The organism is Leifsonia sp., from assembly GCF_051955155.1.
Classification (GTDB): Bacteria; Actinomycetota; Actinomycetes; order Actinomycetales; family Microbacteriaceae; genus Leifsonia.
Window position 1 is genome coordinate 16,105 of the sequence record NZ_JBQCGZ010000124.1, and the last position, 16,349, is coordinate 32,453.

Consider the following 16,349-nt stretch of genomic DNA (forward strand, 5'->3'; position numbering starts at 1 on the left):
GCGATGAGCCCGCACCCGGTGAGCGCGCAGACCGCGCCCGTTAGGGCCAGGCCGACGACCAGTCGCCGCCGGATCATTCGGGCACTTCCGAGAGATCGAGCGGGGAGATCCGCTCGACGGGCTTCTTCACGCCCGTGCCGGGATCGTCGATGTAATTGCCGTAGCTGTCGACCCACGTGCTGTCCGGATGGTAGAGGGACACCGGCGCCCCGGTGACCACCCCGACGATGTTCAGGAAGGCGGTGCTGTTGCGGGTGAAGACGGCGCTGTGGGCTTCGATCCAGCCGGTGCTCTCGATCGTGCCCGATCCGGGGTCGCCGTCGCGCAGGTAGCCGGTCTCCAGCCGCACCACGCCGGGTGCGGTCAGTACGTCGGTGGTCCCGTGGCCGAGGCCGAACCCGGACAGGCCCTGGGTGGCGCCGATGAAGTCGTTGCGGGCCTGGATGGCGAAGTGCGGTTTGTCCTTCGTGTTCGGGAAGTCCTCCAGCCCGGTGGCGGTGTGCCCGAACCCGGCGGGGGCGACGTAGACCACCCGGTCGGCGCGCAGCCCGAGCCGCTCCGCGCCGCCGAGGACCGCCGCGCCGTAACTGTGGGCGATGACCACCAGATCGGTGCCCTGCGGCAAGCGCAGACTGTTGGCGAAGACGGTCAGCCGCGGCGCCGCCACCTCGGCGAAGCCCCGCGTCGCCGCCTCCAGCAGGTGCTCCCCACCCGTGTCCGGCAGTGGGGCACCGTGCCAGGTGAAGTACCCCGAGGTTTGCCCGGACCCGGCGAACAGGTCCTTGGTGCGGCCGAGGTCGTCGGTGAGGGTGGCGAGTCTGGAGCCGGTGCCCGGCACCGAGATCGCCACGTTCGTCATCCAGGCCGGGATATCGCCCGTCTCCTCGTCCAGCATGCCCTGGAAGGTGACCATGCTGTCCCCCAGCGGGTTGAACGCCACGAGCGTCGTCCCCTTCCGCGTGACCGGGTCACCCTTCTCGTCGTAGACCACGTATTCGCCGAAGCCTGCGATGCCGGGGTGCCTGTCGTTGCGGTCGCCGAGGATGGCGTCGATGCTCGTGATCTCCTTCCGGAGCTCCGCGATCTTCTCGTCGAAGAACCCGCCCGCGCCCGGGGTGTCCCGATAGAGCCCGAAGGCGAGGATCTGGCTCTCCACCTCCGCCCGGTACTGACGGGCCGTGATCACGTTGGCGGTGTTCCGATCCCGGAGCGGGATGCCCTCCAGGTTCCCGATCAGCAGCGGGAAGTCCGCTATCAGCGCCTGCCGCTGCGCCGCCGTCAACCGATCCCACACCGCCCGGATCTTCTCGGGATCCTTCAGCTCTGCCAACGACAGCGCCGACACCTCCAGCGCCGACCCGCCCGCGCCCGGAACCGTGACCGTGACGCCCGTCGACACCGACGGCGGCTCCGGCAGCGCCGACCGAGCCGCCAGATAGCGGTCCCGCGAGGACGCGATGGCCGCCGCCGCCGCGGAATCCGCACCCTCCCGCTCCTCATCCAGCGCCCTCAACCGCCGCAGGACACCGGCCCGACGCTCCTGAACCCCCGCGACAGCCTGAACCAGCGCTCGCCGCGCGTACGGCTCACCCGGCGCATCCAGCCCGTCGAAACCATCCAATTTCGACTGCGCCTTCGCCAGATCCTCCTCCACACTGGCCAGTTCCGTGCCCGCCTGCCGTGCACGACGCTTCAGATCCTCGATCTGACCGCCGAACTTCGACAACGCCTTCCCCCACGCCGCATCCGCCTGCTGCACCGCGTTCACCGGCGCCGCCGACGCCTGAATCCTCGTCACCAACCGATCAACACACACCGCACCACCCGAGCCGGACTCCAACCCCGCCACCGCCCGAGTCAGATGAACGTACACATCCGCGCCCACCGTCCGCGAAGACAACGCCACGCCCACATCACGCACCGTGTCCGCACTCCCGGACAACGCCCGCTCACCCGCCATCGCACCCACCACCCCTCACCCGAACGGCATCCGCGCTGCCGCCTGCGCGTCCAGCGCCTCGAACAGCGCGACCACCTCTGTGCACGCACGACCCTCGGCGCGCAGCACCGTCACCAGCCGTGTCAGCACTTGCGCGCGGTCCGCGCTGCCGTCGGCGTGCGCCTCGTTCGGAGCCGATGCACCCGAGAGCAGCACCGAGGGAACGCCCTGGTCCCCGCTCACGGCGGACGCCGCTGACAGCAGGCCGGACCCGGCGCCCCGCAAACCGGCATAGTCGACCTTCATGCCCGGCCGTACCGTGCGCGAGGTCAGTTGATCCGCGCAGCGATCTGCGCGTCGAGGTCGCGCATCGCGTTCGCTGTGCCCGTGAGGAACTGCTGAATGTCGTTCAGCTGGGTGATCAGGGTGTTCGCGCTGGAGGTGTACGTGGTGTAGGCCTCGTTGAACTTCCCGGACGCCTGATCCGTTACGAACCCCGACGTGACGAGGTTGCTGATCTGGGTCTGCATGCTCTGCAGCCTGGTCGTGATCTCCTCCCGCCCCGCCCCGAGCTGGGAGGCGGCGGTCTCGATCTCCGCGTAGCTGACTGTGATGTTCGACATCGATTGACACCCTTCTTCCGGATTTCGTGTCCGACGAACATAATATGAAACTCACATATCGACAACTCGCATTGTTCGACTGTGGATACTTCTGCTGCTTCCGTGGTCCGGAAGCGCGCCGAGAGGAGGACCGGATGAAGGTGCGGGTGTCGGTGATCGGGTACGCGGGCGCCGCCCGAGCGCGCGATGCGACGCTCACTTTCGATGCGACCGCCACGGTCGGGGATGTCGCGCGGGTGCTCGTCCGCGGCGGCGCCGGGGACCCGCGGCTGCTGCCGTTGGCCGTCGAGCGGTTCGCGCCGCTGACGCTGCGGGTGCGCTACCCGGACGGCAGGGCGTTGATCCTCGACGCCGGCGATGCGGCCGCAGAGTCAGGACTGATCGCCGGCGTGGAGGTCGAGCCGGTGGCGGAGGCGTCCCCCGGCCCGGGAGAGCGCGTCAAGCGGGCAGTCGGAACGGTCACGGTGCTCACCGGTGCGCAGGAGGGCGTGCAATTCCTGCTCGTGGGTGCGGAGACGGGGGTGGGACGCGATCGCGGGAACCGGATCGAGCTGCTCGATCCGGAGGTGTCGCGCCGCCACGCCGTGCTGCGGCGCGTCGGCGACGCGCTGCTGGTGGAGGACCTGGGGTCGGCGAACGGGACGGCGATCGTCCGAGCGGACGGGAGCGAGCATCAGCAGCAGCTGATCCGGGTGACCGGGGGAGCGGTGGTCGCGTTCGGCCCGGTCCGGGTGCGCATCGACGTCGGCCCCCCGCCGGGGCGCGAACCGCGGGCGCCGAGCGCCGCACGGTATCTGCAGTCCCCTCGCGTCGATCCCGTCTTCGTCCCCGAGCCGTTGGAGCTGCCCGCGCCGCCCGACGCGCAGGAGCCTGCGCGATTCCCGCTGATCGCGATGGCGGCGCCGTTGCTGATGGGGGCGGTCCTGTACGTCACGACGAAGTCGCTGCTGAGCCTGCTCTTCGTCGGGCTCTCCCCGCTGATCATGGTCGGCTCGTGGCTCGACAACCGGCTGACCAAGCGCAAGGCGACGCGCGCACGGCTGCAGGAGTTCGAGGACGGGCTCGCCGCCGCCGAGGACGAGCTGAAGGCGAATCTCACGGAGGAGCAGGCGGCGCGGGACGCGGAGACGCCGTCGGCCGACGCGCTGACAGACCTTCCGGCCTCGAGGGATCCGCGGCTCTGGTCGCGCCGACCCGAGCACCGCGCGTTCCTCGAGGTGCGCCTCGGCGCCGCGACGCTCGAGAGCCGGAAGGTCGTGCAGCTGCCGGCGCGCGGGAACATCCCGGCCGATCAGTGGCACCAGCTCACGCGCCTGCACGAGCGGTTCCGCGTGGTCCCTGGCGTTCCCCTGCTGGAGCGGCTGGAGCGCTGCGGCTCCCTCGGAGTCGCGGGCGAGCGATTCTGGTCCGACGCCGCCGCGCGCGCCGTGCTGATTCAGCTGCTGGCGCTGCACTCGCCCGCGGATCTCGTCTTCACCGCGTTCGCGCTGCCCGAGCAGGCGGACGACGAGTGGTCCTGGGTGAAGTGGCTGCCGCATGTCGACTCGGCGTACAGCCCGATCGCCGTTCCGCACCTCGCCGCCGACGACCGCAGCGCGAGCATCCTGTTGACGGCTCTGGAAGGTCTCATCGCGCAGCGCGCGACCGTGTCCGGGTCGAGCGGGGTGCGGTCGCGGATCGCAGGGGATGCCGCGGCGGCCGCGGAACGTCTCGCACCGGCCGAGGCCCGCCCGCACGTCCCGGTGGTCGTCGTCCTCGTTCTGACCGACACCATCGCCGATCTCACGCGGCTGGTCGGCGTGGCGGAGGACGGTGCCGATGCGGGAGTGCACGTGATCTGGGTCGCGCCGGAACTCGGCGGGATTCCCGCCGCGTGCCGGACGGTGATCGAGGCGCGCCCGGACGGAGGGCGCGTCCACCTCGTCCGGAACGGTCGGCTCACCGCGCTCTCGTCCGCGGACACCGTCGGCCTGCCCGCGACGATGACGTTCGCGCGCCGACTCGCTGCCATCGTCGATGCCGGGGCGCGCATCCTCGACGAGAGCGATCTGCCGAGAAGCGTCGCACTCGCGCGCCTCGTCCCCGACGACATCGTGGGCTCCAGCGAGACCATCGTGTCGGCGTGGCGGCGCAGCGGCAGTCTCGTCTCCGAGTGGGCGGCCGGAATCGAGCGCGAGCCGGTGCGCCTGACGGCCGTCGTCGGTCAGGGCGGCGACGGACCGGTGTCGATCGATCTGGGCAGCCACGGACCGCATGCCCTCGTGGGTGGCACGACGGGATCCGGCAAGTCGGAGTTCCTGCAGACCTGGATTCTCTCCCTTGCGGCGGGCATCTCGCCCGATCGGCTCACCTTTCTGCTGGTGGACTACAAGGGCGGCGCAGCCTTCGCGGACTGTGTCGGCCTGCCGCACACCGTGGGTCTGGTCACGGATCTCAACGCCCATCTGGTGCGCCGCGCGCTGACCTCCCTCCGCGCCGAGCTCCGCTATCGGGAAGAGCTGCTGGCGGAGAAGGGCGCCAAGGACATCGTCACGCTGGAGCGACGCGGCGACCCGGACGCTCCGCCGTCGCTGGTGATCGTGATCGACGAGTTCGCTGCGCTGGTCGGTGACATCCCGGAGTTCGTGGACGGAGTGATCGATGTCGGCCAGCGCGGCCGGTCGCTCGGGCTCCATCTCATCATGGCCACGCAGCGCCCGGCCGGTGTGATCACCGACAATCTGCGGGCGAACACGAATCTGCGGGTCGCGTTGCGGATGGCCGACGAAGCGGACAGCAGCGATGTGATCGGCGCGCCGGATGCCGCCCACTTCCCTCCGGAGGCCCCTGGACGTGCCGCGATCAAGATCGGTGCCGGGCGGCTGACCCAGGTGCAGGCAGGGTATGTCGGCGGGCGGGCCGATTCCGAGCACCGGGAATCGGTCGACGTCAGCGACCTCGGGTTCGGCGAGCAGCCTCCCTGGCCGGTGCGTCCGGAGTCCGACCGGGGTCGTGGGCGTCTGACGGGTCCGCGAGACATCGAGGCCGTCGCCGCGAACATCCGGCGGGCCGCCGCCGAAGCGGGAACGAGGACGCCCAGGAGGCCGTGGGTGGACCAGCTTCCTGCGGTGCTCCCGCTCGCGTCGCCGCTGCTCGCCGCCTTGGCGGCGCCGTCTTCCGGGATCGTCGTCGGTCTGGTGGACGAGCCGGACAGGCAGCGGCGATCGCCGCACGTCATCCGGCTCTCCGAGGCCGGGAACGTCGCCGTCTTCGGCGCACCGGGCACAGGCAAGACCACCGCTCTCCTCACCATGACGGCGGCGACGGTGGCCACGAACGCGCAGACCCGGGTCTACGGCATCGACGGCGCAGGCGGGCACCTGGGCACCCTCGGCGTTCTGCCGAACACCGGCGACATCGTCCCGGGCGAGGACCGCGACCGCGTCGTCCGGCTCCTCCGCCTGATCAAGAGCCTCATCGCCGAACGGTCGGCAGCGCGGGACGCAGGGCCGCCCGTGCTCCTCCTGGTGGACGGACTCGCGGCCTTCCGCGACGCGTACGAACTCCGTGGCGGTGGGGCCGACCCATTCGGCGACCTCGTCGAGATCGCCGGCGGCGGGCGCAACGCAGGCGTCCACGTGCTCCTCAGCGCCGAACGCACGAGCGCCCTCTCCGCCGCCCTCGGAGCCAGCGTTCCCGAGCGCCTCGCCCTCCGCCAGACCGCCGAGAGCGACTACCAGTACCTCGGCGTCGCGGGCGACGCGCTCAAAGACGCCGGCCCGGGAAGAGCGGTGCGCATCGGCAGCGACGAGGAGATCCAGATCGCGGTCCCCGGCGCCGGCGCCGATCCCGCCGACACCGACGCGGCGCTCGTCGCGCTCGCCGCGGCGCAGCGAGCACGCGGGACCGCCGCTCCCGCCGACGTCCCCGCGGTCCCCGCGGTCCTGCCCCGATCGGCACTCGCACCGACCGACCGCGCTCCTGCGCCGTTCGCGGTCGACACCATCGATCTCGCGCCGGTCACGGCCCCGGAGCACGGTTTCCTGCTCGTGACCGGCCCGGCGGGTTCCGGGCGCACCACCGCCATCCGTTCCCTCCTCGAAGCGCTCCAGGAGCGTCCGGGAGGCCGGCCGATCGATGCCGTCCTGATCGCACCTCGCCGCTCGACGTTGCGCGACCTGAGGATCTGGAGCGAGGTCGCCGACACCGGAAACGCCCGTCATGCCACCATCGGCCGGCTCGTCCGTGCCCTGGGCGGAACGACCTCGGTGCCGACGACGGCTCTCCCGACGTCCGCTCTGGGACCCATCGGCGGGGCCTCCGGCACCGGCGACGAGGTGCCGGTCTCTCCCGGAGCCGCCGGCTTCCCCGCCGCCGGAAGGTGGGGGATCGTCGTCGTCGAGGACATCGGCGGGTTCGACGGCTCCGGCGACGAGCGCGCCCTCGCCGCCCTCCTCAAACTCCTCCGTCGCAGCGAACACACGAGCATCGTCGAGGGCGAGAACGCCACACTCGGTGCGGTCTGGGAGCTCGCCGGCCCGCTGCGCGGAGCCCGCTGGGCGCTGGCGCTGCAACCCGACGCGAACGACGCGCCGAGCCTCTTCACCACCTCGTTCGCTCACGCCGCTCGCGCCGACTACCCGCCCGGACGCGGCTTCCTCATCGAGAACGGACGTCTCACCGGCATCCACGTCGCGCTCCCTGACCCGCCGTGACGCCCAACCGGCCTCGTTCTGACACCGCGTTACGGTTCGTTTCGACGGGACCGGCCCCCTCCTGACGGGCGCGGATACCGTCGAGAGGTGAGCACCCCGATCGACACCCTCGGCCGCGAGTCCCGCCTCTTCCCGCCGCCGGAGGCGTTCGCCGCGCGCGCGAACGTGCGCGCGGACGTGTTCGCCGAGGCCGCGGACGACCCGGTGGCGTTCTGGGAGCGGCAGGCCGAACGGCTGCACTGGGACGAGCGCTGGCACACGGCGCACACCTGGGAGCCTGCGCTGCGTGGCGAGGACGGCGAGCTGAGCGTCCCGCGCGCCGAGTGGTTCGCCGGCGGCCGCCTCAACGCCGCCGTCAACTGCGTCGACCGGCACGTGGAGGCCGGGAACGGCGACCGCGTCGCGCTGCACTTCGTCGGCGAGCCCGGCGACACCCAGACCATCAGCTACCGCGAGCTGCAGCGCCGCGTCGCTCAGGCCGCGAACGCGCTCACCGCGCTCGGCGTCGGGGCGGGCGACCGGGTCGTCGTCTACCTGCCGGTCATCCCGGAGACGGTCGTCATCACGCTCGCGATCGCGCGGATCGGCGCCATCCACTCGCTCGTCTTCGGCGGTTTCTCCGCCGAGGCGCTGCGCTTCCGCGTGGAGGACACCGGCGCGAAGCTGCTGGTGACCTCCGACGGTCAGTTCCGCCGCGGCGCCGCGGTGCCGGTGAAGGCGAACGCCGACGCGGCCGTGGCCGGCGACAACGCCATCGAGCACGTGCTGGTGGTGCGCCGCACCGGCGAGCTGACGCCGGACATCCCGTGGACGCCCGGCCGGGACGTGTGGTGGCACGAGACCGTCGAGACGGCGGCCGAGGAGCACGCGGCCGAGGCGTTCGACGCCGAGACCCCGCTGTTCATCATCTACACCTCCGGCACGACGGGTCGCCCGAAGGGCGTCGTGCACACCACGGGCGGCTACCTCACGCAGGCGTCGTGGAGCCACTGGGCGCTCTTCGACGCCAAGGACGACGACGTCTACTGGTGCACAGCCGACCTCGCCTGGGTGACCGCCCACACCTACGTGCTCTACGGGCCGCTGTCGAACGGCGCGACCTCGGTGATCTACGAGGGGACGCCGAACACCCCGCATCCCGGCCGGCACTTCGAGATCATCGAGCGCTATGGCGTCACGACCTACTACACGGCGCCGACGCTGATCCGCACGTTCATGTCCTGGTTCCCGGACGGGGTGTCCGGTTGGGACCTCTCCAGCATCCGGCTGCTCGGCACCGTCGGCGAGGCGATCAACCCGGAAGTCTGGGTGTGGTTCCGCGAGCAGCTCGGGGCGGGGACGGCGCCCGTCGTCGACACCTGGTGGCAGTCCGAGTCCGGGGCCGCCATCGTCGCGCCGCTGCCGGGCGTCACGCCGCTGAAGCCGGGCTCGGCGACCCTGGCGGTGCCCGGCGTGACGGTGCGCGTCGTCGACGAGCGCGGAGAGGACGTCCCGCGCGGCTCCGGCGGCTCGATCGTCATCGACGGGACCTGGCCCGCGATGTCGCGCACCGTCTGGGGCGATCCAGAGCGCTACCGCGACTCGTACTGGCGCGCGTACGCCGACCGCGGCTACTTCCTGGCCGGGGACGGCGCGGCCGTGGACGAGGACGGCTACCTCTGGCTGCTCGGGCGACTGGACGACGTGATCAACGTCTCCGGGCACCGGCTGTCCACCATCGAGATCGAGTCGGCGCTGGTGGCGCATCCCGCCGTGGCCGAGGCGGCCGTCGTCGGCGTCGCGGACGCGACGACCGGGCAGGCCGTCGCCGCGTTCGTGATCCCGGCGGGGACAGCACCGGGGGAGACGGCGCTGCGCGACCAGGTGACGAGCGCGATCGGCGCGATCGCCAAGCCGCGCCACATCGTCGTGGTGGACGACCTGCCGAAGACGCGCTCCGGCAAGATCATGCGCCGCCTGCTGGTCGACCTGTTCGACGGCCGGCCGCTCGGCGACACCACCTCGCTGCAGGACGAGACGGTGCCCGCGCGCATCGCCGCCCTGCTGCGCGGCTAGGAGCCAGCGTCCTGCTGCAGGCCGACGAACATCGTCTCGTGCAGCACCGCCACGTGCTTCTCGGCGATGGCGACCGCGGTCCGGGCGTCGCCGGCGCGGATCGCCGCCGCGAGCGCCGCGTGCTCCTCGTTGACCTCGTGCAGGTAGGCGATGGGATACGGGATGAAGTACTGGTACAGCCGGCGCAGCGTCTCCTCGTACACGCCGAGCAGCCCCGGCCGGCCGGCGGCGCGCGCGACCGCGAGGTGGAAGCGCTCGTCGGCCGCGTGGTAGTCGGTCCAGTTCTGCGCCGCTGACGCGTCGGCCACGGCCGCGTCGATGTCGTCGAGGGCGGCGGTGACCGCGCCGGCACGCGCCTCCGCGCCCGCGGCGACGGCCGCGAAGTGCGTGAGGCTGGTCTCGGCGAGCAGCCGCTGGTCGATGAGCCGGTGCACGGCCTCCGCGTCCGCTCGGTAGGCCTGCACGGCCCCGCCTGCCCGTCCGGCTGCGGCGGGCGCATCGTCCGCGACGAAGGTCCCGCCCGAGCGGCCGCGCACGCGGCGCAGCAGCCCCTCCTCGGCCAGGGACTTCACGGCGCGGCGGGCGGTGATCTCGCTCACGTCGAGGGCGGCGGCGACGTCCGCATCCGATGGCAGCTGCTCGCCGGGCGCGAGCAGGCCCAGCTCCACGGCCAGCGCGATGCGCGCGCGTACCGTGTCCACCGCGGACAGCCGCGTGATCCCGGCCACGGCGGGACCGGTGAGGGCCGGCACGGCGGCGTGCGTCCGAGGCTCCGGGGTGTCGCCGGTCATGGCCACCAGCTTAGGGATGCCCGCAGGGCTGGACAAATCCGATCAAAATGACCTATTTTGTTTCCCAGTCTTCATCCGCCGACCAATGGAGGTCCCCAGACCATGCCGGGCACGCTCACCGTCGCCGCCGTACAGACCGGCCCCCAGCCCATCGGCGCCGACCTCGCACCGTACGCGGACGCCGTCGCCCGGCACGCCGTCGCCGGCGCCCGCCTCGTCGTCCACCCCGAGCTGCACCTGTTCGGCGCCGACCACCTCCCGGAGGCCGAGCGCACTGCGGCCCTGCACGCCTCCGCCGTCCCGCTCGACGGCGACCTCGTCCGCGACCTCGGCGCGATCGCCAGGGAGTCCGGGGTCTGGCTGGTCCCCGGCAGCATCTGCGAGCGCGGCCCCGCCGGCGAGCTGTTCAACACCGCGCTCGCCATCGCCCCGGACGGCAGCGTCGCTGCGAGCTACCGGAAGATCTTCCCGTGGCGGCCGTTCGAGCCGTACGTCCCCGGCGACCGCTTCGTCGTGTTCGACCTCGACGGCAGCACCGTCGGGCTGGACATCTGCTACGACGCCTGGTTCCCCGAGGTCAGCAGGCACCTGGCCTGGATGGGCGCGGAGGCGATCGTCAACGTGGTCAAGACCACGACACCGGACCGCGAGCAGGAGGTGGTGCTCGCACGCGCCAACTCCATCGCCAACCAGGTCTTCACCGTGAGCGTCAACACCGCCGGACCCGTCGGCCGCGGCCGCTCGATCGTCGTCGACCCGGAGGGCGCCGTGCTCGCCGAGTCGCCCGGCGACGAGGAGACCGTCCTGACCACCGCCATCGACCTCGACCACGTCGCCCGCGTCCGGGAGCACGGCACCGCCGGTGTCAACCGGATGTGGTCGCAGTTCCGCCCCGGCGACGCGGAGATCCCGCTCCCGCTGTACGGCGGCCGCATCGATCCGGCCACCTGGGCGCCGCCCGCACCGAGCACCACCTCCCCCCGTCAGCCTCTCCTGTGAAGGATCCCGGCATGTCCACCGCTCGAACCTCCTCCGCCGCGCAGCCCGCGCTCGCGCGCACCCTCCGCCTGCCGTCGCTCGTGCTCTTCGGCCTGGCCTACATGACCCCGCTCATCGTCCTCGGCATCTTCGGCGTCGTCGCCGAGACCACCGGCGGCGCCAGCGCGTCCGCCTACCTGGTCGCACTGGTCGCGATGCTGTTCACCGCGTCCAGCTACGGCAGGATGGCCGCCGCCTACCCGGTGGCCGGCTCGGCGTACACGTACGTGCGCCGCACCATCGACCCGCGCGTCGGCTTCCTGGTCGGCTGGGCCGTGCTGCTCGACTACCTGTTCCTGCCGATGGTGATCTGGCTGATCGGCGCCGCCTACCTGGAGGCGCAGTTCCCCGGCGTGCCCGGCTGGCTCTGGATCCTGGGCTTCATCGTCGTGACGACCCTGCTGAACATCCTCGGCATCAAGGTGGCCGACCGCGCCAACTACATCCTGATGGCGTTCCAGGTGCTCGTCATCCTGGTCTTCGTCGGGCTCTCCATCGGCTCGGTCGTCGCGAACCAGGGCGCGGGCGGCCTGGTGTCCGCCGGTCCGTTCCTGAACCCGACCGCCACCTTCCAGGGTGTGACCGCCGGCGCCGCGATCGCCGCGTACTCGTTCCTCGGCTTCGACGCCGTCACCACGTTCACCGAGGAGACCATCGAGCCGCGCAAGACCGTCCCGCGGGCCATCCTGCTCATCGCGCTGATCGGCGGCCTGGTGTTCGTGCTCGTGTCGTACACCACGCAGCTCGTGCACCCGGGAGGCGAGTTCCACGACGCATCCTCCGCCGCGTTCGACATCGCCATCACCATCGGCGGCAACGTGTTCGGCGCCATCTTCATCGCAGGCCTGGTCGTCGCGCAGTTCGCGTCGGGCCTCGCCGCACAGGCGTCCGCCGCCCGGCTGATGTTCGCGATGGGACGCGACGGCGCGCTGCCGCGCAAGGTCTTCGGCGAGATCAGCAGGCGGTTCCGCTCGCCGGTCGTGAACCTGGTGATCATCGGCGTGGTCGGGCTCGTCGCCATGTTCCTCGACGTCGCCACCTCCACCTCGTTCATCAACTTCGGCGCGTTCGTCGCGTTCACGATGGTCAACGTCTCGGTGATCGTCTACTTCTTCCAGCAGCGGAGGGAGGGCAACCGGCTGAACGTCGTCCTCTACGTCGTCGTGCCGGCCATCGGCGCCATCGTCACCGGCTACCTGCTCACCCGGCTCGACATCAACGCGATCGTGCTCGGCCTCAGCTGGCTGGTGCTCGGCGTGATCGTGCTGGCGATCGTCACCCGCGGCTTCCGGCAGCTGCCGCCCGAGATCTCCTACGACGCGGCGGATTCCGCCGAGCCGGTCGGCGCGGAGCCCGCAGCGGCCAGGGAATAGGGATGCGCCTCGCGCTCGGGCAGCTCGCCTCCACGGACGACGTCGCCGGCAACCTGCGGGCGGCCGGCGACGCCGTCGCGCGCGCGGCGGACGCGGGAGCCGACCTGCTCCTGCTGCCCGAGTACGCGATGTACGAGAAGAAGATGGTGGACGCGACCTTCGGCGACGCCGCCGAGCCGCTCGACGGTCCGTTCTGCTCCGCCATCGCCGGCCTCGCGGCCGAGCACGGCGTCGCCGTCGTCGCCGGGGTCGTCGAGCGCGCCGCGGACGGCGGCCGGCCGTTCAACACGCTCGCGGCGTTCGGGAGCGACGGCGCGCTGCTCGCGCGCTACCGCAAGATCCACCTCTTCGACTCGTACGGGTTCCGCGAGTCCGAGTGGATCGCGCCGGCGCCCGACCCGGAGGCGGTCGTCTTCGACGTGGCGGGGATGACGGTCGGCCTGATGACCTGCTACGACCTGCGCTTCCCCGAGCTCGGCCGCGCCCTGGCCGACGCGGGCGCCGCGCTGATCGCGTGCTGCTCGTCCTGGGTGCCCGGCGCGCACAAGGCCGAGCAGTGGCGGGTGCTCGCGCAGGCCAGGGCCATCGAGAACGGCTGCTTCACGGCGGCGGTCTCCCAGGCCGAGCCGATCTCGATCGGCCGCAGCATCCTCACCGGACCGCAGGGCGAGACCGTCGCCGAGGCGGGAGCGGCGCCACAGCTGCTGGTGGCCGATGTCGACGCGGCGGAGGTCGCCGCCGCGCGCGACAGGGACCCGGCTCTGCGGCTGCGCCGGCTCTGAGGAGCGCCGGCTCCGACGCCCGCCCTACGCGACTGCGCGGGTCGTCGCCGCCAGCACCGCGTCCCGCAGCACCAGGGTGAGCTCTGCCGCCGTCGGCCGGGACGCCGGCTCGCGCGCCGTCATCGCGCCAAGCAGCGCCGTCCAGCCGTCCGGCAGGTCGCCGGGGATGGCCGGGTCCGCGCTCAGGCGCGCCAGCGCGGACTCGACCGCGCCTCCCGGGAACGCGACCGTGCGCGTGAAGCACTCCAGCAGCACCAGGCCAAGCGAGTAGATGTCGCTGGCCGCGGTCGCCGGCTGCCGGGATGCCTGCTCGGGGCTCAGGTAGGCGGCCGTCCCCGTCGTCCTGCCCTCGTCCTCGTCGCGGTCGGAGGCGACGACGCCGCCGGCGATGCCGAAGTCGGTGAGCCGGGCGCGCGCCCGGAACGTCGTCGTCCCGTAGCTGACGAGCATCACGTTGGACGGCTTGATGTCCCGGTGGACGACGCCGTTGGCGTGCACGTACTCCAGAGCCTCTGCGATGTCGTAGCCGATCTCGGCGATCTCGTCAGTGCGCAGCTCGCGCTGGCCGAGCGTCGCCGCGAGGTCGGTGCCGGACACCAACTCCATCACCAGGAACGGGCGCGGGTCGTCGGGAGCCGAGTAGTCGATCCCGGCGTCGATGAGCGAGACGATGCCGTGGTGGCTCAGCCGGGCGAGCGCGGTCTGCTCCGTGCGGTACTGCGCCATCTCCTCCTCGCCGCCCGACCGGTACAGCTTGATCGCCACCTCGCGGTCCAGGATCTCGTCGGTGGCGCGGAAGACGCTGGCCTCGCCGCCCTTGCCGACGAGCGTCTGCGGCCGGTAGCGGCCGAGCAGCGCGGGGATCTCGGGCGTGCTCATCGCGCGTCCCCGTCCGAGGTGCCCGCCGAGCGCAGCAGTGCGAAGGACGTCTCCCCGACGATGACGCTGTCGCCGTCCTTGAGCGCCAGCTCCGGGTCGCTGGAGACCTCCAGCTCCCAGTGCGCCCCCGGGGGCTCCGGGAGGGCGAACTCGACGCCGTTTGCCGCCGCGTTCAGGATCAGCAGGAACGCGTCGGCGCCCTCGTGGCAGAGCTGGAACGCGATCGACCGCGCCTCCGGGTCGTCCCAGTCGTCGTCGGCGAACGGCTCGCCGTCGGCGCGGAGGATGCACACGGTGTCCGGGCCGCCGACCTCGGGCGCGTGCCGGTACCACTCCGGGCGCAGCGCTGGCTCGGACCGGCGGAGGCGGATGAGCTGCTTCGTGAAGTCGTGCAGCTCCCAGTCCGCGCTCTCCCAGTCGAACCACGAGATCTCGTTGTCCTGGCAGTAGGCGTTGTTGTTGCCCTGCTGCGTGCGGGCGATCTCGTCGCCGCCGAGAATCATCGGCACACCCGCCGACAGCAGCACGGTGGCCAGCATGTTCTTCCGCTGCCGCGTGCGCACGGCGATGATGGCCGGGTCGTCGGTCGGGCCCTCGGCGCCGTAGTTGCGGGAGCGGTTGTCCGACTCCCCGTCGTTGTTGTCCTCGCCGTTCGCCTCGTTGTGCCTCTCGTCGTAGCTGGTGAGGTCGGCGAGCGTGAAGCCGTCGTGCGCCGTCACGAAGTTGACGCTGGACAGCGGTGCGCGCCGGGAATCCTCGTAGATGTCGGGGCTGCCGAGCACGCGCTGCGAGAGCGTCGCGAGCATCCCCTCGGTGCCGCGCCAGTAGTCCCGGACGTCGTCGCGGAAGCGGCCGTTCCACTCCGACCAGTCGGCGGGGAACCCGCCCAGCTGGTAGCCGGCGGTGTCCCACGGCTCGGCGATCAGCTTCACGCTGGCGAGCGTCGGGTCCTGCTGGATGAGCGTCAGGAACGCGCTGTGCAGGCTCGCGTCCCCGCCCTGCCTGGTGAGCGTCGTCGCCAGGTCGAACCGGAAGCCGTCGACGTGCATCTCGGTCACCCAGTAGCGCAGCGAGTCCATGATCAGCTGCAGCGCCGCCGGGTGGCTGACGTTGACGCTGTTGCCGGTGCCGGTGGTGTCGAAGTAGTGCGCCTCGTCGCCCTCCACCAGGCGGTAGTAGGAGGGGTTGTCGATGCCCTTGAAGCTCAGCGTCGGCCCGAGGTCGTTGCCCTCCGCGGTGTGGTTGTAGACGACGTCCAGGATGACCTCGATGCCGGCGGCGTGCAGCGCCTTCACCATGCCCTTGAACTCGTCGACCTGCCCGCGGTCCCCGGTCGCCGCGTACTCGTTGTGCGGCGCGAAGAAGCCGATGCTGTTGTAGCCCCAGTAGTTGCGGAGGCCCTTCTCGAGCAGGTGGGCGTCCTGCTGGAACTGCTGCACCGGCAGCAGCTCGACGGCGGTCACGCCCAGGTCGGTGAGGTAGTCGATCGCCGCGGTGTTCGCGAGGCCGGCGTAGGTGCCGCGGAGGTGCTCGGGGACCTTCTCCATCAGCCGGGTGAAGCCCTTCAGGTGCACCTCGTAGATGACGGACTCCGCCAGCGGAGTGCTGGGCCGCTCGTGGTCGCCCCAGTCGAACGCGCGGTTGTCGGTGACGATGCCGAGCGCGACGTGGCCGGCGCCGTCGGTGTCGTCGCGCTCCTCCGGAGCGTCGAGGGAGTGCCCGAAGACCGCCTGGCCCATGTCGAAGGACCCGGTGATGGCCTGGGCGTGCGGCTCCAGCAGCACCTTCGCCGGGGAGAACCGCAGCCCGTTCTCGGGATCCCACGGCCCGTCCACCCGCAGGCTGTAGCGGTCGCCGGGCGCCATCCCCGCCACGATGCCGTGGAAGACGTGCCCCGTCCGCTCGGTCAGCTCGACCTGCGTCTCCGCGCCGTCGTCGGCGAACATGCAGACCGTCACCCGGTCGGCGCGCTCGCTGTAGACGGCCACGTTCGCTCCGCCGTCGACCAGCGTGACGCCGAGTGGGTAGGGGAGTGTGCGCGTGCCGCTCACCGGGCGTCTCCGGTGCGCGCGGGGCGGGGGCAGGGCTCGGTCACGGTGCCTCCATTGTCGGTAGACCGACAGACTACGTGCCCGGCCCGGCCCTCCATAAGCCGGTTGACACGGCCGCCGCCGC

At 71.8% G+C, this 16,349-nt stretch carries 11 protein-coding genes; 5 read left to right on the forward strand and 6 right to left on the reverse strand.

The features are described 5' to 3' along the window. Positions 1 to 73: 73 nt before the first annotated feature. Genes ACTHMF_RS13405 through ACTHMF_RS13415 form a run of 3 tightly spaced genes read right to left on the reverse strand, consistent with a single transcriptional unit; the run spans position 74 to position 2,562 of the window. Positions 74 to 1,960: a hypothetical protein gene (locus ACTHMF_RS13405; protein ID WP_440318243.1), complete on the reverse strand. Its 1,887-nt coding sequence runs from the start codon at positions 1,958 to 1,960 to the stop codon at positions 74 to 76. Between the two features lie 15 nt (positions 1,961 to 1,975). Beyond that, complete coding sequence (locus tag ACTHMF_RS13410; RefSeq protein ID WP_440318245.1) at positions 1,976 to 2,245, reverse strand: hypothetical protein; 270 nt, start codon at positions 2,243 to 2,245, stop codon at positions 1,976 to 1,978. Positions 2,246 to 2,268: 23 nt separating this feature from the next. After that, positions 2,269 to 2,562 carry a WXG100 family type VII secretion target gene (locus ACTHMF_RS13415; protein WP_440318247.1) on the reverse strand — a complete coding sequence of 98 codons (294 nt, stop codon included), beginning with the start codon at positions 2,560 to 2,562 and terminating at the stop codon, positions 2,269 to 2,271. Positions 2,563 to 2,696: 134 nt separating this feature from the next. Between ACTHMF_RS13415 and ACTHMF_RS13420 the strand changes: the two genes are divergently transcribed. Then, positions 2,697 to 7,256: an FtsK/SpoIIIE domain-containing protein gene (locus ACTHMF_RS13420; protein WP_440318249.1), complete on the forward strand. Its 4,560-nt coding sequence runs from the start codon at positions 2,697 to 2,699 to the stop codon at positions 7,254 to 7,256. Between the two features lie 87 nt (positions 7,257 to 7,343). Further along, positions 7,344 to 9,311, forward strand: a complete 1,968-nt coding sequence (gene acs / locus ACTHMF_RS13425) for an acetate--CoA ligase (protein ID WP_440318251.1) — start codon at positions 7,344 to 7,346, stop codon at positions 9,309 to 9,311. Here the strand turns inward: acs and ACTHMF_RS13430 are convergent. Continuing rightward, the gene (locus ACTHMF_RS13430) at positions 9,308 to 10,102 is read right to left on the reverse strand and encodes a FadR/GntR family transcriptional regulator (RefSeq protein WP_440318253.1); all 795 of its coding nucleotides are present in this window, start codon (positions 10,100 to 10,102) and stop codon (positions 9,308 to 9,310) included. The genes acs and ACTHMF_RS13430 overlap by 4 nt on opposite strands. Before the next feature lie 102 nt (positions 10,103 to 10,204). On the opposite strand from ACTHMF_RS13430, the gene ACTHMF_RS13435 reads away from it, so the two are divergent. From ACTHMF_RS13435 to ACTHMF_RS13445, 3 genes are read left to right on the forward strand one after another with little or no spacing between them, the layout of a single operon-like run. Next, the gene (locus ACTHMF_RS13435) at positions 10,205 to 11,101 is read left to right on the forward strand and encodes a carbon-nitrogen hydrolase family protein (protein ID WP_440318254.1); all 897 of its coding nucleotides are present in this window, start codon (positions 10,205 to 10,207) and stop codon (positions 11,099 to 11,101) included. A gap of 11 nt (positions 11,102 to 11,112) precedes the next feature. Next, a complete protein-coding gene (locus ACTHMF_RS13440; protein ID WP_440318256.1) occupies positions 11,113 to 12,513 on the forward strand; it encodes an APC family permease in 1,401 nt (466 codons plus the stop codon). A gap of 2 nt (positions 12,514 to 12,515) precedes the next feature. Continuing rightward, a complete protein-coding gene (locus ACTHMF_RS13445; protein WP_440318258.1) occupies positions 12,516 to 13,295 on the forward strand; it encodes a nitrilase-related carbon-nitrogen hydrolase in 780 nt (259 codons plus the stop codon). Positions 13,296 to 13,319: 24 nt separating this feature from the next. Here the strand turns inward: ACTHMF_RS13445 and ACTHMF_RS13450 are convergent, their stop codons facing one another. Next, positions 13,320 to 14,174 carry a serine/threonine-protein kinase gene (locus tag ACTHMF_RS13450; protein ID WP_440318260.1) on the reverse strand — a complete coding sequence of 285 codons (855 nt, stop codon included), beginning with the start codon at positions 14,172 to 14,174 and terminating at the stop codon, positions 13,320 to 13,322. Continuing rightward, the gene (gene glgX / locus ACTHMF_RS13455) at positions 14,171 to 16,225 is read right to left on the reverse strand and encodes a glycogen debranching protein GlgX (RefSeq protein ID WP_440318262.1); all 2,055 of its coding nucleotides are present in this window, start codon (positions 16,223 to 16,225) and stop codon (positions 14,171 to 14,173) included. Before glgX ends, ACTHMF_RS13450 begins: the two co-directional genes overlap by 4 nt. Positions 16,226 to 16,349 lie beyond the last annotated feature (124 nt).